The following is a 20,750-nucleotide window of genomic DNA, read 5'->3' as shown; positions in this document are numbered from 1 at the left end:
GACCAACTACTTCAAGGGTGAAGTTTCTTTTGATGAGATTACTCCTATTTATGCCAGCATGGCAATTCACGATACCACCAATCAACAAAAAAACAGTCCGCCGACCATGCATTTACTGGCTGCTGACACTGTCAAAAAAGTCGCGCAACTCCATGGGCCGGGCCAAGGCATAGCCCTGGCCTATCGGACAGCCAAGATCGAGCAATACATTGATGCACGATGCCTCTTCGATACCTTCTGCCACCACTTTCAGATTCATCAGCCGTGCCAAATTCACGGTTGCGGCAATAACGGCCTGCGCGGAAGCACTGGTTTTCATGTCGCGCACAAACGCGCCATCGATCTTGACCTCGTCAAAGGTCATCTTGGCCAGCAGATTCAGGGTCGATGCCCCTTGCCCAAAATCATCGAGCGAAACGGGAAATCCTTTCGCCCGCAGCGTATTGAGCGAGGCGGACAGCAGCAGCTCATCGTCGACCGGCAGATCGCCAGTCAATTCAATTTTCAGCAATTGCGGCGGCACGCCTGCCCGCTGCATTTTTTCAGCCAGCCGCTGCGCGAGACCTGGCGTACATACGGTTTCGGCGGAAGCATTCAGGGCGATGGGCAAGCTCACCTGGCGGCTCTTGAGCACCAGCAGGACGTCGATCACGCGCGTTTCGATAAAGCTGAACAACAGCAGGTGCAGGCCAAGGCGATTGACCATCGGAATCAGCACCGATGGCGGCACTTCACCAACGCCGGGATGATGCCAGCGCAGCAGCGCCTCGGCGCCGATGATGCGCCTGGTACGCAAATCGTACTGCGGCTGCAGCATCACGCGCAGGTTCTTGCCTATCGTCAAGGCCTCGATCACATCGGCTTCCGTCGGGCCATCGGGTGGCGCAAAACAGCCTACCTGCCGCTTGATCGACGGCACCAGCAACAAGGCACGCAAGGCCTCGGCAAACGCGGCATTGCCGCCGCCGTAGACCATGCCGACATTGATGCCAACCCGATGCGCCAGGCGGGCATGCGCCAATAGTGCCGTCACGGACAAGCCGCCGATGCGTGGAACGGCCGGTTTTTCCAGCATCGCCGCGGCTTGCCCATGCAGCAAATTGAGCAGCGTCGGCTGGCCTACCCACAGCACATGCGGAAAACGCGCCAGCGGGCTGGCCGCATCGAGCGTCTTGAGCAAGGTCGGCACCATCAGGCCACCGTGTTCGACATCCGCGACGATCACGTCAACATTCCCTTCGCGCAAGAGCGAGGGAATCAAGCTCAAGGAATTGATACTTTTCACATTGGCAACGCCAATGGCGTTCAGCATCGTGCCCAGCCATCGCGCCCCCCCCTTGTCTGAATCAGGCGACAAGGTCAGCACGCGCAGGGAGTGGAATTCGCTAGGCACAGGGGAGCTGATGGTTTTCACGGAAGTTTTCCTTGGATTAATACGCATGGGTGAACAAAGAGTGGGGACGCCAGAAAATGACGGGCGGCAAACATCTTGCTAGTGACCCTCATCATCGGGCAAACCGAAATGCGTGCGATGATCGCCCATGCATGCCCGCAGCTCATGAATACTCAGCCGGCTTACCTCGTGCATGCGTATGAGGATGGCGGCGCTGACTGGCAGCGAACCATGTCTGATTTTGGAAAGGATGGGGGCCGATACCTGCAATTCGCGCCCCAGGGCCGCATCGTTTTTCAAGCCCAGGAAATCGATGAGCACGTCGAGCAGGTCGGCGCTGCAAAAGCCGTTGGCGCCGCTCAGGGGGAGTCGATTCCGTAATCCCGTCACGCGGGGAGAATACTGTTGTATTTGCTTTGTCATAGCCGCTACTTTCAATAAGGAAGATCAGGACCCGGCCACGCCATGCGCATGGCGGCTGGCGCGAACCGGTGAAGTATTGAAGTGTAGCGAAAGACTTTCTTGACCGAAATCAGAACAGTCCTAAAAATTCCCAATGAGAATTTAAAGCGACGTCCTACAGCCGCAGGCTAACGAAAATCGCCAGCAACAGCGCGCCAGCGGCGGCCAGCAAGGCGCTGTTGAAGCTGTGCGACTGCGCATACAGGCTGCCAGCCAGCACGGGGCCGATGATCTGGCCGATGCCATACACCACCGTCATGATGGCCATCATGTTCGAGCCAAACTTAGCTGCCTTGACGGCGGCCCGCTGCGCGGCCGGCATGGCGATGGTCACCGTGCCGACAAACGTGCCGCCGACGAGGACGGCGCTGAACAGGTAGCCGGCGGCCGTGGGCGCCAGCACGGGAAGCGCCACGCCCAGCGCCTGCAGCAGCAAATTGAGCCTCAGCGCCTGGCGCGTCCCAAGTCTCTCGTGCAGCCGGTGCCACAGGAAACACGACGGCGCCGCACCAAGGCCGAACACGGCCCACACGTGGGCGGAGTTCAGCCCGGGCAAAGCCGCGCCGACCAGCACGGGCAAATACGTGGCTGTGACGATATAACCAAATCCCGCCAGCCCGTAGATCAGCACGAGCGGCCACGGCGCCACGGGTGCCAGGGCCGATGCGGCCGCTTGCGCTGGTGCAGCCAGGGTTGCCTGGCCGCTGGCGGCAATGGCGGGCGCTGCCGCCAGCCCCGCCAGCGCGGTGACGCCGGCCAGCAGCAGCCACATGCCTGCGCTGTGCCAGCCCAGCTGCGAGGCCAGCACCAGCAATTCGGCCGAGACGGCGATGCCCGCGCCCACGCCCGCATACAGCAGCGGCGCGCCGCGACCATGGCCGCGCTGGACCAGCAGCCAAAGCGAGGCCGCCACCATGGCCAGGGCGCTGAAGACGCCCGCTACGCCGCGCACCGTCACGATGAGCCAGACGGGCATAGTCAAGGCCAGCATGCCCAGGCACAGCGCCGTGCCAGCCACCGACCACAGGCACAGCCGGTGCGCGCTGTGGGCCCGCGCGCGCATGGCCAGGATGGCGCCCAGCAAGTAACCGGCATAGTTGGCCGAGGCGGCCAGGCTGCCGTCGCGCAAGCTCAAGACGCCTTCCCTGACCATGTGCGGATAGATGGCCGTGAAGGCAAAGCGGCCAAAGCCCATGCCGATGGCGAGGATGACGGCCGCCGCGATCGCCGCGCGCAGCCTGGCGACCGCGTTCATGACGCCGCCTCGTTCACTTGCGCCAGCAAATGCTGGAAGGCGGGCACGTCGAATCCCGCGCGCCACACCAGCACGGTGTCAATCTCCCCTGCGGGCAGCGTTGTCAAGGTAGCTGGCGCGTCCGACAGCGCCAGCACGCTGGCCGGCAGCAAGGTCACGCAGGCGCCGGCCGCCACGCAAGCGATCATGGTGTGATACGAACTCATTTCCTGCACCTGCCACTGCGTGCTGCCGGCCACGCCCAGCAGCTCTTCCGCGATGCCGCGGTAGGTGCAGCCCTGCGGGAAGGCCGCAAGCGAGCGCGTGCGCACGTCCATGGCGCTGCGCGCCTGCCCTTCGCTGGCCGGCAGCAGCAGACACAGTTCCTCGCGCCACACGGCCATCGATGCCAGGCCCAGCTCGTCCAATGCGGCGGTGCCGCCGAACGAGGGCGGCAAGGCGACAAAAGCGCAGTCGAGCAAGCCCGTGCGCACTTCCTCGATCAGGGGCCGCGACGGCCCCGTGCTCAGCGCGAGGCGCGTCGCCGGATAGCGGGCGTGATACGCGGCCAGCAGCGCCGGCAAGCGGCTGGCCGCCGTGCTTTCCATGCTGCCGACGCGCAAGGTGCCGCCGTCGCGCCCGCCCGTGACGACGTGCCGCGCTTCTTCCGCCAGCGCCAGCAAACGCTGCGCATACTCGAGAAAGCGCTCACCGGCCGCCGTCAGCGCCATGCGTTTATTCGTGCGCACGAACAGTTCCGCGCCGATATCGGCTTCCAGCTGCTGGATGCGCGTGGTGACGCTGGACGGCGCGCGCCCCAGCCTGGCTGCGGCCTGGGTGACGCTCAGTTCACTGGCCACGGCGCAAAAAATCGTCAGGGATTCCATGTCCATCGTATTCTCTATTTGAAAATGATTGTGCTATTATATTCTTCAAATGCGAACATTGCACAATGTCCTCAACTTTGCGAAGGAAACATCATGAGCTCGTTCCAGCCCCTCCTCGACCGCCTCGGCTTGCAGTTGCCCATCATCCAGGCGCCGATGGCCGGTATCTCCACGCCGCACATGGCCGCCGCCGTCTCGAACGCGGGCGGCCTCGGTTCGCTGGCCATCGGCTCTGGCACCGTGGCGCAGGCGCGCCAGATGATCATGGACACGCGCGCGATGACGGACCGTCCCTTCAATGTGAATGTGTTTTGCCATGCGCCGGCGGTCAGGGATGCGCAGCGCGAAGCGGCCTGGCTGGCCCACCTGGCGCCCATGTTTGCGGAACTGGGCGCGGCCGCGCCAGTGGCGCTCGACGAAATCTACGAAACGTTCATCGGCAATGACACGGCATTCGACCTGTTGCTGGAACTGCGTCCCGCCGTCGTGAGCTTCCATTTCGGCTTGCCAACGCATCAGCAGATTGCCGCCCTGCGCCAGGCCGGCATCTACACCATGGCCACGGCCACGAATGTGCGCGAAGCGGCGCTGATCGAACAGGCGGGGGTCGACGCCATCGTGGCGCAAGGCGTGGAAGCGGGCGGCCATCGCGGGGTTTTCGACCCGCAAGCGCCGGACGAGCGCCACAGCACCAGCGTCCTGCTGCGCCTGCTGGCAGGCAGCACCGCCCTGCCCCTGATCGCCGCCGGCGGCATCATGGATGGACAAGGCATCCGCGCCGCGCTGGACCTGGGCGCCGCAGCCGCCCAGCTGGGCACGGCGTTCGTGCTGTGTCCGGAATCGTCGGCCAATGCAGGCTACCGCGCCAACCTGAAAAGCGAACGTGCCGCAAGCACGCGCCTGACCAGCGTGCTATCGGGCCGCCTGGCGCGCGGCATGGTGAACCGTCTGATCGAACACGGCGAAGCGCCAGGCAGCCCGCCGCCAGCCGACTACCCGGTCGCCTACGATGCCGCCAAACAATTAAACGCGCTGGCCAGCCAGCACGGCAACAGCGAATTCGCCGCACAGTGGGCTGGTCAGGGCGCGCCGCTGGCGCGGGAGATGGGGACGGAGGAACTGGTGGCCACCCTCGCACAGGAAATGGCGCGCTGATTTCAGGCTGCCGCTGACACGCGTGCAGCCAGGACAATGAAAGCCTTCTTGGCCGCATGCCACCTCGACGCTGCGACCGCATAGTAGTGTCCGCTTTCGCCCGAGGCTGTGTGAAAACGCAGAAAAATTCGGCCCCGCAAAAAAACGGTCTCTTAAAACGCCCGCTACGCGATTTTTTCGGCGTGGGGAATGGTCACCCTACCCATGAAAATTTCGTGTTTTTGCGTTTTCACACAGCCTGGCCCCGAAGCGGCCTTTGGAATTTCTCAACGCTTGAGATGGAAGTGCCTTCGATCCAGGACTTACCCAACCGTCGAAGCCGCGTTTGCAGGACAATGACAAAAATGCGAATCTCAACCTGCAAACCTATTTAGCTTCCTGCTCCGCAGTTGGAAACTTTAGACGTGAAGCGTCAACGATGAGCTCGTACTGGACAGGACACACTGGTTTGGGCTCTGCTTGCACCAACATCATCGGTGGAAAGTCAGGCAAGGTCGCATCAATACAGCCGACTAACATCGTTTCCGCGAATTCAACTAAGGCCATCACGATAATCGGCATCTCCTCAGCAATGGAAGTGGGCCTTTGTCCGTCCAAATACCACAAAGGCACATGCACTTCATTGGTCGGTAGTAGCTCAAAATTCTTAATTACGAGCTTTGCGCCCTTAGTTGTGGCCCCATGTTCTTGCCCGTTTCGAAACGCGATAATCCTTCTGATTATATCGGCTCTCTCTTTGAACCAGACGACCATTCGGTGTTCGTTGCCAAGGCGGGGTATCAATTCCTTGTCGAGAAGATAGTCTAGTGAACTATGAGCTTGCTTCGTATCCCAAAAGTGAACAGGAATTTGGCAAACCTCAGTAATGATTCGCCGAGCGGAGATAAGGAAATTCGTTACCGTTGATTCGATGTCGGGAACGACAGGGAAGTTTGCGTACACTCGGGTGCCGCCTCCTTGAACTGTATTCGCAAACACCTCAGCTTGCTCTTTCTCAGCTTCAATGTAAGTGGCCGAGGAGTGGCTGCATTGCAGAAGATTGTTCTTGATCTTATGCATTAGCAGAAGTACGTTTTTTATCTTCTCATCATCGCTTAACGGAATACGGCTTCTCAGCATGTCATATGCCATGATAAGTGTCCGTGCTACTATGGGAGAAGACGATCCAACATCTGCAATCTTTGCCGTAACCCACATTGCATGCGGATTTGCCCTTGCGGGATCTACTGATTCGGGACTCTGAACTTTAAACGTCTCTTCCTCAGTGAACATCTCAGCAAACTCCCCAAGTGAAATCATTCGCTGAATCGTCCCTTCTTTTTTAGAGGGCAATTTAAATGAGGCGGCGCCATCCCGTGGATACATTGGAACTCGGTTCTTGGTCATATAGACAATTCGAAATTAACGCAAAGTTATCTTGACATAATCGCTAGCGATTATGCCATGCTGGCACGCTTATCAATTGGTATCGAATACCCGATGAAGAAGAGTACGGTGAACGACCGCTTTTGGCCGGTTGCCGTCATCGGCAGCTTCCGCCCCTTTTCGGACGGCCGCAGTTCTACAATGTGCTCGTTCGATATGGAACTAACCGGCACTGCACCGTTTCATCGCGCACCGTCCAGTGACCGTAGCGAACGAGGTTAAGCGCCATGTTAGATTGCTACCGGACTAATGGTGCGCAGCCTACCATTTCCATCAAGAATTACATTTTCGGCCTCGTATATTTTTTCTGATTCGAGCATTGTCGGTAAGAAAAATATCACTCCGTCGCTGATTCCAGATGAAAGCATCAATTGTTCTACTTGGTTGAGAAGGTGTTTGTAAGTCAGGATGTTTAACCTGTTTTTTATTTCAACTATCACTCTTTCATTGCCGCACTCAATCAACAGATCGGCAGTTATATGAAGGCTCTCTCTTCCCAGCGGTGCATCGATCGTAATTGCTACGTCTGGAATGATCGCAGCCAAAAAGCCACTAACAGACCCGAGCCATTGAGCAGCTGTACCACTCTTGATATGCTCATAAGTGCGTCGCAAGAAATAGACTTTTAGGGCCTCTACAGTTCTCGTAAGGAGATCACCATTGCTAACGTTAACTTCTTGCCTTACTTTGCCTGCAATTTCTTGTACTGCAACCACCTCCCTATCGTACGCAAGCTGTCGGGCTATTTCATCTAGAAGGAGACAAGAAAATGCAGTAACAGAGACTATCGCCAGAAATGCTTCGCTCTCGTTAAAATCCAACTTGTAGTCATGTGTTGATGGATTTCTCCATTCCTTCCTGTAGTTAGTGAATTGATCCAGAACGCGCTGCCTGAATGTTACAGATTTTGAGAAATGCAACTCAATCTCATACGGGCGGACATTCTCAGGGTTTTTCTTTGTAAGAACACGATATGCTTCCTTTATGCCCCCCTCGAACGCTTGATTCGTTCTGTAAACAGCATCGGTAAATGCAGTTTGATCTTCATCTTTTTGACCGCGCATTAGGTGACGGAATGCAATCTCAATGTGGGAAAGCGTCGCCTTAAGCCCAGCCGAGTGTCCCCCAGAATCAAGTAAGGAAATCTTCTTTTGTAAGATGGCGATAATGTCCATGCTGGATCAATCAACGTTGTGTTAACTGGCGGCGGAGGCGCATAGCGCTATCGCCGTCCGGTTGAGCGAATAGTTTTACATTGTTGACTCTTCGCAGATAGTCGAGGTACTCAACGGCCGCTATTGGCCGGTTGGAGTCACTCTGCTGATGTCATTGGGGCTTCGCGGAGTATGAACCTGCTCGCCATCTGGTTCCAGCTAGCAGCCCGCCCTTGAAGAAATAACAGCTGCCCATACTCATCCATATTTGAATCTCGGTGAGTCAAGCGTAGCCATTTCTCATAAAATACGTCAAAGTCTTCCTGATTCATTTGAGGTAAAAACTTATCGGAATAATCAAAGAGCGCAAGGAACTCAGTGTTAGGCCGCAACGATATTGAGCGCAATGGTTCAATGCCGAGCAAACCCATCAGCAACTCCAATTCTTCGTCACTGGCGAGCGTAACCGAGAAAAGCTCGGCACGGGCCGCCGCCATTAAGGCTTCAATAGACAAAGACGCTGTTGCACTTGGTTCGTTTGACGATGCGAATAGATAGCTTTGAATTCTCGCCTCCACTACAGTTGAGATGATATCGACGTCCAGTAGTCCGTCTGCTTCTGGCCGGCTGCCGTCCTTGCCAGGTTCCGCCCCAAAGCGGAAGTTCGAAATTAATACTCATCACACAATCGCGCCCGAGCTTCTGACAGCGCTTGACCATATTCCATATTAAATGGAGCTACTGATTTCTTCTCAAGAATGCAGCACAGATTCCAGAGCGCCCTTTGTTCTACTTGGTCTATTATATTCAACTGGTCTGAATCAGAGTAGCGGCTCAAAAGCTCAAATAACATAAGGGCTTCGTCAGCGGTAAGTGTTATGTGAACTTCAGAATTTATATGCTGTTCATATGATGTAAATTCTCGCTTTATCTTCGTCTGTTCTTCGTCTGTAAATGGCCCAATCCGGGCGACGGCGTTCAGGATAGCGGTTTGCCCATCTGTAAAACGCGCTGATTGTCACTCTAGGCTGGTGCCGCCCTGAAGCGAAAGGGCGGCATTTCCGTGCACGCTTGGCCGTTTCGCAGCGGGGAATCAGTACAATTGAAAAATTGCAATTATTGAAATTCCCTCTCTTCTTCTACGGTGTCACGAGCTGCGCAGAAGCGCTGCCTTCGGGGATAATCAGGGCAAAATCGTAGCCGTTGATCAGGTTGAACATTTCAATGTCGCCCCCCGCCAGTTTGCGCGAGCCTGGCCGCAGTGACCGCAGATCAAATAGAGACCAACTGCCGTCGGTGGCGCCTGCACTGGCCAGCAGTTTGAAGGCCGAGCTGTCAAGTTTGATTGGTGCCGGCTGATATGGCTTGCCCGCTCCCGCAAATCTCAGTTGCGTCCCCTTCGCCGCCATCACGATCAGGTGCAGCGTGGTATGGCCCTGGCCTTCGGCGCGTTCAGCCAGAAAGTTGCCAATGTCACGATTGTTGAGTGGATTAATGCCCTTGTATGCGTGATTTGCGCCGACCTTGACCACCAGCTTTTGCTCTTGCATGCCGAGCCGGGTTTCCAGGGTCCGCTTTAACAGCGTCAAACGTAAGCGGTTGGATAGGTCGCGATCGCCGGGCACTTGAGAAGCGCTTTTCTGATAGATGGCGCGTGTGGCCAGCAATGCATCGAGCAGGCCTAGCGCGGTTTGCTCTTTGGGGCCGGCAAGTAGCGGGCGCAACGAGGTCAGTTCCTCGGTTGAGGCCGACAGCATAAAGTACTCTAAGGGATTGCCGGTGGCTACCGCCTTTTGAGACGCGGCAGCTTCCATTTGACGCAAGGCTTCCAGCTTCGTGCGGGCGGCCGGATTAACCGGCTGGGCCAGCATCAGCGTGATCAGGTATTTGGCCGCACCCACGAATTCCTGATCGATGCCCCAGTGCTGGAAGCGCGGTCCTGCGGCCAGGGCAAAGCTGGCGAGCATCTCTGCTTCCTGGCGCATGGTGTAGAAAGCAACGGAGTCCGGATAGATGGCGTCGAATCTGGCGATAGCAGCAACCGCGTCGGCACCCTTGAGTATCCCTTCGAGCGCACTCGTCACGGCTGGACCATTTTCGGTGACCAAGGTCGTGAAGCCGGCAGGGGGCAAGGCATTGAAGTAGGCGGATGAGAACTGGGCGATCTCGGCGACACCATGATCCTCGCCGAGGAGGACGTACTGCGCCTGGCGCGAAGCCTGCAGCAGCAGTGCCGCACCGGGTCCCGATAACGTGCCTTTGTCAACAGTGATAGCGAGCCGGCTAGCTGTGAGTTTTTCAAGGACGGCGGTATCGGCGACAGCCGAATCGGCGAAGCCGAGCGTCAGGGTGGCGGCAAGGAAGGCGAGACGGAAGAACATAGTGGTGTGGGCCGATCAGGGCGGTCAGTGAATGAGTCAACAGTTTAAACTGTCGCTAGGAAGGCCGGCTTCTGGCCAATCTCAGCCATACAGTGTACGGCAACTGTCGCCCCCAGGTGGGAGAAAGCGCTACATGTTTAATCGTGCAACACAATCTGAACTTCGATGCTTCGCGTTGTCGCAAGCGCGCGGGGAAAAGTGCGGAGCATTCGAATCTCATCTCCAATCGCGGCACTGGCACTTGGCAGGCCACAGACTAACAGCCGCGCAGGTAATGCAAACTCGCTGGAATGGCCGCTTGCCGTCGTTGCCAAGTATCGCCCCGAAGCGGACATGCGAGGATCAAGTGATCGGCGATTCTGTCGACCGCCGTCACTTTGCCCGCGGGGCGATATATCGTGAAGGTCTCCGAATGCTGGTTCGCTGACCGTATTCGCGCTGCTGAGCTCGGAAGTTATCGGCCGGCACGACAGAGAGCGCCGGTGCAGTGCATGGAATTGTAGTCAAGCATCCTGGAATGACCCAGTTTACCCGTGGGAACTGGCACTCCCTTCGGCACAATAAAAGTCGCCAAGTGTGCACCGTATAAGCCGGCTGGTAGCTCAAACCCTTTCAACACAACGTAACCGTTATGAATTTCGCGCGTTGCGAGCAAGTTTCCGCCCGCGACTGGTGGAGTGTCGGCAGATGCCGCTTTCCTGGTGGCCGCGTCCCAGGCACGGACATCGGCTGCCGTCGCCACCCGCAGGATGCCTTTGCGGACTGCATCCGCCAGTCCGGCAGGTCCAGCCAAAACTGCCTTTTGATCGCGAAACGAATCCGGTGTCACATCGGCCGATGTAAGCAGCTCAGTTTGATCATCAAAGGGCTCGCCGATCACGACTTTGCCCTTTCTCGACAAATATACCTTGTCGACAGCCCGCCCGAACACACGTCGGGCCAGTGGATTGAGCCCGTCCAATTGATCGGCTTTTATATAAAAATGACCGCATGGACCCCGGTTGTCGTAGGTGCTGTTGATGATTGGTGTGCCCTTGGGCAGACCAGCCACCGCTTGCCGGTGGTAGCCGCTCACGAGAACGCCGGCAATTTCGGTCCCACGGGTCCACCCGATGTTCCATACGGTAGGCTCGTATGCCCCCAACATCAGAATGACGGGCTTGTTGCTCGAGTTGACCAAGGCATCAATTCGTGTGGCTTCGTGCCCGGACTGATCGATCTGGAAATCGGTAGGGCGACCGCCGTATTCGCCAGCAGCGAGAACAGCAAAGTCGGCCGGGAGTGGCGACGTGAACGCGCACGTCGCCGATGCCATGTCGCTTGTCGAAAACTCGAACCGTTTGAGGTTTTGGGCCGTTGCTCCTGCCACGGCACTCGCCAACGCGATCGCCATCCCGAACCGTGCCAGTGTGACCATATTTGGCTTCAACACAGAAAACTCCTCATCTTGCATCTACAAATGGACTATGCTCGGTTTTTTCGATTGGTCCAAGGTCAAGTCTTGGCCGACCTCGACCGTCCGGCACAGTATAGTAGATTGCTCGGCGGCAAAATTCACGAACGGTCACAAAGGGCCGATCCCGCCCCACTCCGGACATTCGAAATTCAGGTCTAAGTGTTGCTTTGAGCTGCTTCGATCGCTACATTAAGCAGTCGCACTAGCTCTTTGGCCCCTTCCGCACCTAAGCGGCTACCTCAAACGCAACAAGGCCGTGTATTACCGTTTGCTGTCGGCAACCCGTACTGGCGGCGACTGGGAAGCATGGGTCAGCTTTCTCCTAGCTGGCGTTGCGGAAGCGGTGGTCGAAGCCGATGCCAACATCGTTGAAGTGGCCACGCTCGTGACCGCCGATCGGCGCCGCCTCCTGGAAGCGCCAAAAACCACGTCAGCCGCCTATCGCCTGTTCGAAATGTTGCCAATGGTGCCGTGCTTCATGATGGAGCGAGTCCGCCAACAGTTGGCAACCAGCTTTCCGACTGCAAACGCCGCCGTCAATATTCTAGAAGAACTTTAGCATCATCGCGGAAATGACGGGACAGCGGAAGAATCGGACCTTAGCTACCAGGCGTGTAATAGGCTGCTGTCGCGCTCCGAGTAAGCAGTGCCCAGCCTAGGGCGCCCACCATCCCTGTGTTTACTTTGTCCCAAGCAGTGCTTGGTACTGAGCTGGCAGAATTTTCGCAAACGACATCCTGTCGGCCATTCCTTGCGCGTCCGTTTCGAGGAACAAGCAAGCACCCTTGATATCGGTATTTTTAACCTCTGCAAACCTATCAAGCTCCCTACGCGCGGCCGGACTGGCCAGTGCCATTGCGTGATCTCGCACACCAGGAGTGTCCATTGTCACCCTCGTCACATCCATCACCTCTTGATTCGCAGCAGAGAAAGCTTTTGGAAAGTTGACCATCGAAACTCCATGTTCCAAACATACACTGGGGACGCCATGGGTATTTTTCATGTAGTAGCCGAGAAACAGTATCGTTGCGGCCAGTTTAGGATTTCCTGTCTGTTTATCGACATAGCTGGCCAGTTCCATGTTAATCACCGCGTTCTGCGCAGTGTGGTCATTTGGATGGGCTACACGTGCTTTCGCCTTGATGCGCTCTAACACCTCATTGTTATTAATTGTTTGGGCGCTTAGCTTTGCTGACTGAATGCTCTTGTCCCAAGCTCTCCACTCATCAGGAAGGTAGCAGGTTTCGAACATGTATCGACGCAGCTTATACTCATCCTCGTTGTCGGTAACTTGGTAGACTAGGGGGACAAAACGGTCGATAATGGGGTCAGAATAGATGGACTTTGAGCTGTTGCTAAAGCGCTTTCTTATGCGAACATCAGCTTCACCCTCCGGGCGCCCCTGCTCCCGATCGATGGCCAAGTAAAACAGAATGTCCTGCCGCGCGAGGCAGAACGTGGCAGCCTGCCAATCCTCTTTGATTGGCAGGCCCGCCAGTTTGGAACATTGGAAAAGCTTCTTTGCCGCGAAACGGACATGGTCGTTCGAACCAGTGCGCGCGATTTCCTCATCGACCTCACTGGTGGTAGCTCTCTGGAACTCCGCGGTCGATTTGACATCTAGCATCGATTGCTTGGAATCCTTCAGGTGCATCGCGTTCCGAGCAATGCTCAATGCCGTCATGGTCTGAGCTTCACATTCTCTGAAATCTTGGCGTTCCAGCAGCAATTCCTCTGAATTTGCTGATGAGAAGGGAGCCAGAAATATCAGAAGGGAGATTAATTTGAGTAGTTGCATAATTGATTTTTTGACATGTGGATGACCGGTGTAGCCCGTCTATCGTGGTCTGAATGAAGGTTCCACTCCCTCTACCAACGACCGCAAGCTGATCATGTTTCGCCGGCCGAAAACGAAAGCATAATTTGCACACGCGGAGTAACAAACAGCTCGAACATGCAGTCTATTTACGGCCGCTCAATTTTTCACCTTCGTGTGCAAATACAGTTAGCAACCTTTTAATTGCGCGCCTAACTGTTCCGTTGATTCGAATTTCTGTTATCCCTTGGCCGAAACCCGAAACCATTCTTCAGCGACCGCTATTAGCCGAACCAGGCTGTTCAGCTCAGCATAGCAGGTCGTCAGTACGAAAATCCAGCGCGTCCCTCGACAGGCTGGATTCGTCCCAAAGCCGCCGGCCAAATGAAATGATAGCAGGCAAAGCTCAGTGCTTACGACGCCAGTCAAGGTATTCAAACTCGCTGTCGTCCCTGTCCAATTCAACGCGGTAGTAGGAACGCTTCGCCATCTCGCTAGGGGTATCGTGCCAGTAAAGTTCAGCAATCTTCTCAACTGTTAGACGTGCAAGTAACCGGTTGTAATAAGAGCCTGTAATCTCTCGAGCGCGCTGACTCGGCACCCCAAACCGGTTCTTTACCTCATCGATAGTTTGCTCTAGCAGATGCGGCATCGTGTATTCTATCGGTGCGTCCGAGTCACGAAAAGTGGTGACTAGTTGTTTTAATGCCGAGTCCAGAATGTATCTTGCTACGCTAGAACCAGAGTTGGTTGTGAGAACGAGTTCCCCCTCTTGCTCCAGCTCGACGAGAGACCGCAAAATCTTTTCTACGAGCTGCTCGTCGTCCATATAGAACTCCCGATAATTATGAATTTGCCGTCGGCCCGAAGCTGCCAGTCGGCGAAGGTCCGCTTTTGGCCGATTACGGAAGGTGAGCATAGCAGACCAACCGCCCGTTTAAGGCCAGACCGGTGCAGTTTTTGCACAGACACCTGTCCTCAGAAAATCCACGGTGTGCTAGCAGTTCAAGGAACTCTCTCTGCGCTGCTACGCTAGGTGAATTCCAAGTTAAGTCACCCGCAGCATCTTTCATGGCAAACACAGCCCAAGTTGTTTGTTCAGGTGCGCATTCTACATACCATTTTTGTGAGCAAATCTTGCACTCATAATTTGAAATTTCATAATCGAGTGGGGGTGAAAAAGTCTCTGAATCCAAATCTTGAAAATAAGTAGAAAACTCCTCCGCTCCTTTGTATTCAAAGCGTTTTTGCCAGTACGTGAGGTCAGCAATCGCCAGCGGGACTTCTTTACACTTGCACATAAACTTCACACCTTGATTGTCCGATGCTCTGTTGTGGAACGTCTGGTATTGGCCGGTTGCCGTGATCGGCAGGTTCCGTCCCAAAGCGAACCTTTCAGCCGGGGGTACGCAGTTGCCACGAAGTAGCCTTAGAGGCAGCCCCAAAGATAAATGGACTGCCCCGTGGAGATGGCTTGCCGTGCGAGCGATTGCAAATCCTTCAAGAGCGGCCGCAAATCTGCTGCATTACAGTCGATCTCTTCAGTTTTTGCCCATTGCTCCGATGCGCTCTCCAACCCGTCCGCATTTGAATTTGCGAGAAGGCTCGTCAGCCCGTCCGGAAAACGGTGAAGCCAGGACTCGCCATCCTCCTCAACGTAGATGTCTTCAGGCATGTGTTTTTCGATATCCCACTCGCTGCGTTCCAAAATGGCCCAAAGAGTACCGATTTCCAGGTCTGTGATGCCATTGAATTGGACCGGATTCAACAAAAGCGCAATTTCCTCGCCCTCGTCAGGCTCTTCAATTCGATTTGCATATCGGATGGCCTCGGCTGGATCAGCGATAAAGAAGTCTGCAATTACTCCCAATGTAGTTCTCCCAGTTTTTTGCACAAGATTGATTGGATATTCAACGACTGCGTCCGGCCGGTTGCCGTCGTTTCACTAACGGGCTAGACCGATCCGGTGGGATTCCCTCAGGACGTTTTCTGCACGAGCTGTTCGGCAAGCCCGATGAGGATTCCTTCCGGACCACGAATATAGCAGAGCCGATACATGTTTTCGTACTGGACTACTTCGCCGACCAGCTTCGCGCCGTGTTTGACGAGCCGGACGAGCGTGTCGTCGATATCCTCGACGGTAAACATGACACGCAGATAACCGAGAACGTTCACCGGGGCGTTGCGGTGATCGGCCACCACGGGCGGTGCGAGGAAGCGGGATAATTCGAGACGGCTGTGACCGTCCGGCGTACGCATCATGGCAATCTCGACGCGCATACCGTGCAGTCCGGTGACGCCATCTGCCCAGTCTCCTTCAATTGGGGCGCGTCCTTCGAGTACGAGACCAAGTTCGGTGAAAAACGCAATGGCGGCATCGATGTCTGCTACCACGATGCCAACGTTGTCCATGCGCTTGACTGTCATGTTGCCTCCTGGGTATCTAACGTATCCTTCAATCAGGGAGAAGGAGCGCCCCGTTACGGCAACCGGTGCCGGAACGTCGGCTCGATATTACGCGCATGCAGCCAGCGCACGATGTCTTCCAGGCTGGCGTCCTGCAGCAGCAGGCCTGGCTGCGTCGGTGACTGGGTCACCACCGTTGGCAATGGAGCGGCGACGGGAGCCGGCACGGCATCAGCCAGCCCCGCATGTCCCTGCAACTTGGCCAGCGCCTGCGCGAATTGTCCCGGGTTGATGCTGCGCAAGCTTTCCAGGAAGCCCAGCTGGGCGGCCGGGGGTGGCGGCATGTCCAGGCCCGGCTCGTCGACAAAGGCCGCGCCCATGCTGGGGTGGATGAAGGCGGCCCACTTGCCCGATGGCTGCAGACATGGCGGCAACGCTACCTGCTCCACGTCGGCGGGCGGCGCGGTGGCGAGGATGTCGGTCGAGGCAGGTAAAAAGGTGGAACGCAGCAGCTGCACGAACTGGCGCGCCTGGGCGACGGGCACGGGCGTGGCCAGGGACAGCCATAACTGGAACGCCGTGCCCGAGATGCTGACGGCGGGCGCCGGCAAGTCCAGCTCGTGCTGCACGGCGTTGGCGATCGTGCACAGCGCGCTCCAGTGCGCTTCGCCGCCGCCCTTGCCGCCAAACACCAGCACCAGCGCGCGCGTCAGGCCGCCCTCGGTCACGAGTTGCACGGCCACCGTCTGTTCGCCCGACAGATGGCGCGCCAGCACGGCCGGCGTCAGCGGCTGCGCGCTGCCATCCGCATCGACGTATTGCTGTTGCTCGTCGAACAGATACAGGCGGGTGAGTTCGGAAATCAGTTTATGCATGGGCGGCCTCGTAATAACGTTGAGCAAGACTTGTCAACGTGCCCAGATTATAGCCTCCTGGCTATTCCCTCACTGGCAGCCCGGCTGCATGCCGCGTCCGTCCGGCGCCAAACACCAGCCAGCTGGCCACGGCGAACAGGCAGGCGGCCACGCCGCCATACAGCATCACGGCGCCAAATCCCTGCGCCAGCGCCAGCTTCGCCACGCCGGCCGGCAGTGCGCCGGCGCCCTTGCCTACCGACAAGCCTTCCGCCATGGCGCGCAAGGTGGCCGCGTCCAGTCCGCCGGGCAACTGCATCCGCAAGGCGGACTGGATGGCTGCGACGAGAATACAGCCCATCAGCGCGATATTCACCGACAGGCTGATCATGCGCGCGCTGATGTCGATGCTGGAAGCCATGCCGGCCCGTTCGCCCGGTACGGCGCCCGTCGTCGTATTGGTGACGGGCGTGTTGGTCAGGCCCAGGCCCGTGCCCGCCAGCAGGCAGCCGGGCAGGATCGTCAGCCAGCTGGCGGCATCCACACGGCTGCCCCACAGCATCAGCAAAAAGCCCAGGCCGATGACCAGCAAGCCGGCAGGAATGACGGCATCGGCCCGGTAGCGCAGCGCCAGGCGCTCGGCCAGCGGCGGCACGAGCAAGGTGGGCAAGGTGTAGGCCAGCAAGGTCAGGCCCGTGTCCAGGCTGCTGTAGCCGAGGCCATACTGCACGTACAGGGGCAGATAGATCATGAACGGCCAGAAACTGCAGTTCATGCCCGCCGAACCGAGCAGCGCTCCCGAGAAACGGCGGATGCGGAACACGGCAAAGTCGATCATCGGTTCGGCCTGGCGCCGTTCGATCATGACAAACAGCATCAGACTGATCAGCGCCACGGCCAGGCTGGCCACGCTGCGCGGATCACTGAACCCCAGCGCCGGCCCCTGCGTCAGGCACCAGGCCAGGCTGAACACGCCCAGCGACAGGGTGGCGATGCCGGCCCCGTCCAGCTTGCGCCGCTGCGGGTCGCGCGATTCGCTCACTCCCAGCGCCACCAGCAGCAACGCCGCCAGCGCCAAAGGTCCGTGCACGAGAAATACCCACTGCCAGTTTGACAGCGCGACGATGGCCGCGCCGATGATGGGACCGAAGCCCAGGCCCAGGCCAAACACGATGCCCCAGGCGCCAAACGCCCGGCCCCGCGCGGCGCCGTCCGGAAACTGCTGCGACAGCACGGCCACCTGGCAAATCAGCATGGCGCCGCCAGCCATGCCCTGCAGCGCGCGCGCGGCGATCAGCACGCCCGTGCTGCCGGCCCAGCCGCATGCCAGCGAACTGAGGCCGAACAGGATCAGGCTGGCGAGCAGCAAGCGCTTACGGCCATAGCGGTCGGCCAGGGTGCCCGTGGCCATCAGCACGGTGGTGCAGGCTAAGGTGTAGGCGTTCATGATCCATTGCAAGTCCTTGAAGTCGCCATGCAGCACGGTTTCCAGGGTGGGCAGGATCACGGGCACGCTGGAAATTTCCAGGCCAAACATGAGCGAGGCCAGGCAGACGGCGGCCAGGGTGAGTACGTTTTGTTGCGAAGTAGTCAGGTGCATCGAAGCTTTGCTTTCGGTAGTCATGGAGGGATGCGTGGTGCCGGGGCACTGCAAGCGGCCATTCTAGAAAAGCTCGACTCATGAGGGAAATGATAAAATTTTGTACAATTCATTCATTTTCATCATGAATCGCAGGAGCGTCACCCATGGACTTCGATACCGCCCTGCTGCGCGCCTTTGTGGCGGTGCAGGACACGGGCGGCTTTACGCGCGCCGCCGAACGGTTGCACCTGAGCCAGTCCGCCATCAGCCACCAGATCCGCCGCCTGGAAGAGCAAGCGGGCAGCGCGCTGCTGGTGCGCACGACGCGCAGCCTGCGCCTGACGGAAGACGGCGAGGATTTTTTGCGCCACGCGCGGCAGATCCTGGCTGCCCAGGATGCGCTGGCGCGGCGCTTTCAGCGCTCCTCGATTGCCGGCGCCGTGCGCTTTGGCGTGCCGGAAAATTTCATGGGCGCGCGCCTGCCTGCCCTGCTGGCGCAGTTCGCGCACCTGTTTCCCGCCGTGCGCCTGGATGTCACGGTAGGCACCTATCTTGACTTGCAGAAACTGGTCGCTGCCGATGCGCTGGACCTGGCCGTCGTCATGGCCCTGGCCGGCGGCCAGGATGAGGCAGCCGTGCTGCGCCGCACGCGCTTCGTCTGGGCTGCGGCGCAGGATTTCCGGCACGACAGCGCGCTGCCGCTGCCGCTGGCGTTTTCGCCCGCACCCTGCCTGCACCGGCAAGTCGGCGTCGACGCCCTCGATGGCGCCGGAATGGACTGGCGCGTGGCGTTCACCTCGCCCAGCCAGCAGGGCTTGCGCGCCGCCGTGCTGGCGGGTCTGGCAATCACGGCCCTGCCGCAAGGCGACTTGGAAGCGGGCATGGTGGTCATCGATGGCCAGCATGGCTTGCCCGCCCTGCCCGCCGCCCAGTTCCAGCTCGTCTGGCGCGCCACCAGCACCACGGCGGCGGCTGAAGCGTTCGGACAATTGCTGCGCGAATGGTCAGCCGCCGCAGCGGCATGACAGCAACGCCAGGCCACGATACATGCGATCGTACGCGCCGCCATCCAGGTGACCCAGCAGTTCATGGAGGTGATGAAGCGGCACCGATAGGGCCGGATCGTGAATATTTGCAGCCGCACCATCCACGGCACCGTGAACCGCACCGCCTAGTCAGGGTGTAGGCGCTTTGCACCCAGGCCATACCTTTATCCGTAAAGCCCAGTTCCTGGTGGACTTTAGGAAAGCTGCACCATGGACATGTCGAGCACGATCATCCCCTGGCTGACGAAGATGATGGCAAGAAATGCCAAAGTCCGCATGAACTTATTAGCCAAACTAATGATTGAGTGGAGCCAGTATCAACGGGCCAGCCGAACCACCAGCACTGCCGCCCCGGTAGCAAAGCATAGCCAGCAGGCAAGGAAAATATCGGCCGCATACGGCGTGCGGTCCCAATAGCTGTCGCCGGGCGGCAGCTGCAAGACCAGACCGCCCCACAGCAACATGGCACCCCATGCGATGACGCTGGCAATGACAAAACCCAGTAGCGAATAAAGAAAAGTTTTCATCACGCGATAGTCCGACAAGATTGCTTGCAGAATAACAGCAAAACGCAGCGCGATGACCTGCGCCTGCAAGTGCACAGCACGCGCAGCGTCTCGCTGACGCAAGCGGGCGAACAGCGGCTGCGCACGGCGGCCCCTCCTACCGCGTTTACCTTGCTGCTCGACACCTTGCGCAATCGTGGGGTTTGAGCCAGCGCAAGGCGACACCGGGCGCCAATGATCACCACACGAACACGCGTTTACCGCGCGGCGGCGCAGGTCTATAGTGGCATCTCCCCACCTTTTCAAGGACAGGATCGCCATGAAACTCTTTTACTCTCCGGGTGCCTGCTCGCTGGCACCGCACATCATCCTGCGCGAAACGGGCACGCCGTTCACACTCGTCAAGGTCGACCTGGGCCAGCACAAGACGCCGGAAGGCGGCAGTTACTATGAGCTCAACCCGAAAGGCCAGGTACCGCTGCTGGCGCTCGACGATGGCAGGACCTTGAGCGAAGGCCCCGTCATCGCCCAGTACATCGCCGAGCATGCCGGCAAACACGACCTGCTGCCGCCCGTGGGCAACTTTGCCCGCTACAAGGTGATGGAATGGCAGAATTACATCACGTCCGAGCTGCACAAATCGTTCAGTCCCCTGTTCGATTCGCGCATCGACGCCGCCACCAAGGCCCTGTTCATCGAGGAACTGGGCAAGAAATATGCGTGGATCAACAGCCGCCTGGAAGGCAAAGCCTACCTGACCGGCGACACGATGACCGTGGCCGATCCCTACCTGTTCGCCGTGACAGGCTGGGCGCCGCAGCTGGGTGTGGACCTGTCGCAGCTGGCCAATGTGCAGGCATTCCTGGGCCGCATGACCGAGCGCGACAGCGTCAAGGCGGCACTGGAAGCGGAAGGACTGGCCAAGGCTGCCTGAACGCCGTTGCATGGGGTTTCCCCGGGCTGGCGGCGCGCGACAATCCCGTGCTAAGATCG

At 58.1% G+C, this 20,750-nt stretch carries 22 protein-coding genes; 6 read left to right on the top strand and 16 right to left on the bottom strand.

Features of this window, described 5'->3' with window-relative positions; all coding sequences use genetic code 11:
• Positions 1–112: 112 nt before the first annotated feature.
• Entirely contained in the window at positions 113–1,414 is a 1,302-nt protein-coding gene (locus tag AC54AG_RS19295) for an EAL domain-containing protein (RefSeq protein ID WP_496631317.1), read from the bottom strand.
• Positions 1,415–1,489: 75 nt separating this feature from the next.
• On the opposite strand from AC54AG_RS19295, the gene AC54AG_RS19290 reads away from it, so the two are divergent.
• Positions 1,490–1,774, top strand: coding sequence for a hypothetical protein (locus AC54AG_RS19290; RefSeq protein ID WP_496631316.1), 285 nt, complete (start codon positions 1,490–1,492; stop codon positions 1,772–1,774).
• 196 nt (positions 1,775–1,970) lie between these two features.
• On the opposite strand, the gene AC54AG_RS19285 is transcribed toward AC54AG_RS19290, so the two are convergent.
• Both AC54AG_RS19285 and AC54AG_RS19280 read right to left on the bottom strand, forming a co-directional pair.
• A complete protein-coding gene (locus AC54AG_RS19285; RefSeq protein WP_496631315.1) occupies positions 1,971–3,110 on the bottom strand; it encodes a YbfB/YjiJ family MFS transporter in 1,140 nt (379 codons plus the stop codon).
• A complete protein-coding gene (locus AC54AG_RS19280; protein ID WP_496631314.1) occupies positions 3,107–3,982 on the bottom strand; it encodes a LysR family transcriptional regulator in 876 nt (291 codons plus the stop codon). The genes AC54AG_RS19285 and AC54AG_RS19280 overlap by 4 nt, the downstream gene beginning before the upstream one ends.
• A gap of 87 nt (positions 3,983–4,069) precedes the next feature.
• Here AC54AG_RS19280 and AC54AG_RS19275 point away from each other — a divergent pair, with 87 nt between their 5' ends.
• Complete coding sequence (locus AC54AG_RS19275; RefSeq protein WP_496631313.1) at positions 4,070–5,131, top strand: NAD(P)H-dependent flavin oxidoreductase; 1,062 nt, start codon at positions 4,070–4,072, stop codon at positions 5,129–5,131.
• A 366-nt stretch (positions 5,132–5,497) separates the two neighbouring features.
• Here the strand turns inward: AC54AG_RS19275 and AC54AG_RS19270 are convergent, their stop codons facing one another.
• The 5 genes from AC54AG_RS19270 to AC54AG_RS19250 all read right to left on the bottom strand — a co-directional run bounded on the left by AC54AG_RS19270 (position 5,498) and on the right by AC54AG_RS19250 (position 11,508).
• On the bottom strand, positions 5,498–6,517 hold the full coding sequence (locus AC54AG_RS19270) for a hypothetical protein (protein WP_496631312.1): 1,020 nt from the start codon (positions 6,515–6,517) through the stop codon (positions 5,498–5,500).
• A 269-nt stretch (positions 6,518–6,786) separates the two neighbouring features.
• Positions 6,787–7,731, bottom strand: a complete 945-nt coding sequence (locus AC54AG_RS19265) for a hypothetical protein (RefSeq protein WP_456131147.1) — start codon at positions 7,729–7,731, stop codon at positions 6,787–6,789.
• Between the two features lie 137 nt (positions 7,732–7,868).
• Positions 7,869–8,225, bottom strand: a complete 357-nt coding sequence (locus tag AC54AG_RS19260; RefSeq protein ID WP_456131148.1) for a hypothetical protein — start codon at positions 8,223–8,225, stop codon at positions 7,869–7,871.
• Positions 8,226–8,849: 624 nt separating this feature from the next.
• Positions 8,850–10,091, bottom strand: coding sequence for a hypothetical protein (locus tag AC54AG_RS19255; RefSeq protein ID WP_496631311.1), 1,242 nt, complete (start codon positions 10,089–10,091; stop codon positions 8,850–8,852).
• A gap of 454 nt (positions 10,092–10,545) precedes the next feature.
• Entirely contained in the window at positions 10,546–11,508 is a 963-nt protein-coding gene (locus AC54AG_RS19250; protein ID WP_496631310.1) for a hypothetical protein, read from the bottom strand.
• Between the two features lie 295 nt (positions 11,509–11,803).
• Between AC54AG_RS19250 and AC54AG_RS19245 the strand changes: the two genes are divergently transcribed.
• Entirely contained in the window at positions 11,804–12,106 is a 303-nt protein-coding gene (locus AC54AG_RS19245) for a Fic family protein (protein WP_456131151.1), read from the top strand.
• Between the two features lie 120 nt (positions 12,107–12,226).
• On the opposite strand, the gene AC54AG_RS19240 is transcribed toward AC54AG_RS19245, so the two are convergent.
• The 7 genes from AC54AG_RS19240 to AC54AG_RS19210 all read right to left on the bottom strand — a co-directional run bounded on the left by AC54AG_RS19240 (position 12,227) and on the right by AC54AG_RS19210 (position 18,223).
• On the bottom strand, positions 12,227–13,345 hold the full coding sequence (locus tag AC54AG_RS19240; RefSeq protein WP_456131152.1) for a hypothetical protein: 1,119 nt from the start codon (positions 13,343–13,345) through the stop codon (positions 12,227–12,229).
• 424 nt (positions 13,346–13,769) lie between these two features.
• Positions 13,770–14,192, bottom strand: coding sequence for a hypothetical protein (locus AC54AG_RS19235; protein WP_456131153.1), 423 nt, complete (start codon positions 14,190–14,192; stop codon positions 13,770–13,772).
• 73 nt (positions 14,193–14,265) lie between these two features.
• Entirely contained in the window at positions 14,266–14,748 is a 483-nt protein-coding gene (locus AC54AG_RS19230) for a hypothetical protein (RefSeq protein WP_456131154.1), read from the bottom strand.
• Between the two features lie 44 nt (positions 14,749–14,792).
• The gene (locus AC54AG_RS19225; protein ID WP_034754748.1) at positions 14,793–15,233 is read right to left on the bottom strand and encodes a hypothetical protein; all 441 of its coding nucleotides are present in this window, start codon (positions 15,231–15,233) and stop codon (positions 14,793–14,795) included.
• A gap of 107 nt (positions 15,234–15,340) precedes the next feature.
• Entirely contained in the window at positions 15,341–15,790 is a 450-nt protein-coding gene (locus AC54AG_RS19220) for a VOC family protein (RefSeq protein ID WP_496631309.1), read from the bottom strand.
• Positions 15,791–15,843: 53 nt separating this feature from the next.
• Positions 15,844–16,644: a TOTE conflict system archaeo-eukaryotic primase domain-containing protein gene (locus AC54AG_RS19215; RefSeq protein WP_496631308.1), complete on the bottom strand. Its 801-nt coding sequence runs from the start codon at positions 16,642–16,644 to the stop codon at positions 15,844–15,846.
• A gap of 61 nt (positions 16,645–16,705) precedes the next feature.
• Positions 16,706–18,223 (bottom strand): MFS transporter, encoded by a 1,518-nt coding sequence (locus tag AC54AG_RS19210; RefSeq protein WP_496631307.1) that lies wholly within the window; start codon positions 18,221–18,223, stop codon positions 16,706–16,708.
• A 146-nt stretch (positions 18,224–18,369) separates the two neighbouring features.
• On the opposite strand from AC54AG_RS19210, the gene AC54AG_RS19205 reads away from it, so the two are divergent.
• Positions 18,370–19,230: a LysR substrate-binding domain-containing protein gene (locus tag AC54AG_RS19205; protein WP_496631306.1), complete on the top strand. Its 861-nt coding sequence runs from the start codon at positions 18,370–18,372 to the stop codon at positions 19,228–19,230.
• Between the two features lie 338 nt (positions 19,231–19,568).
• On the opposite strand, the gene AC54AG_RS19200 is transcribed toward AC54AG_RS19205, so the two are convergent.
• Positions 19,569–19,796, bottom strand: a complete 228-nt coding sequence (locus tag AC54AG_RS19200) for a hypothetical protein (protein WP_034754755.1) — start codon at positions 19,794–19,796, stop codon at positions 19,569–19,571.
• A 6-nt stretch (positions 19,797–19,802) separates the two neighbouring features.
• Here AC54AG_RS19200 and AC54AG_RS19195 point away from each other — a divergent pair, with 6 nt between their 5' ends.
• Both AC54AG_RS19195 and gstA read left to right on the top strand, forming a co-directional pair.
• Entirely contained in the window at positions 19,803–19,964 is a 162-nt protein-coding gene (locus AC54AG_RS19195; RefSeq protein ID WP_175560473.1) for a hypothetical protein, read from the top strand.
• Between the two features lie 112 nt (positions 19,965–20,076).
• The gene (gene gstA / locus AC54AG_RS19190) at positions 20,077–20,691 is read left to right on the top strand and encodes a glutathione transferase GstA (RefSeq protein WP_496631305.1); all 615 of its coding nucleotides are present in this window, start codon (positions 20,077–20,079) and stop codon (positions 20,689–20,691) included.
• Positions 20,692–20,750: the final 59 nt, after the last annotated feature.

This window comes from Janthinobacterium sp. BCJ23 (assembly GCF_059617945.1).
The sequence above is the reverse complement of the archived record's forward strand: the minus strand, read 5'-3'. Positions and strand labels throughout refer to the sequence as shown.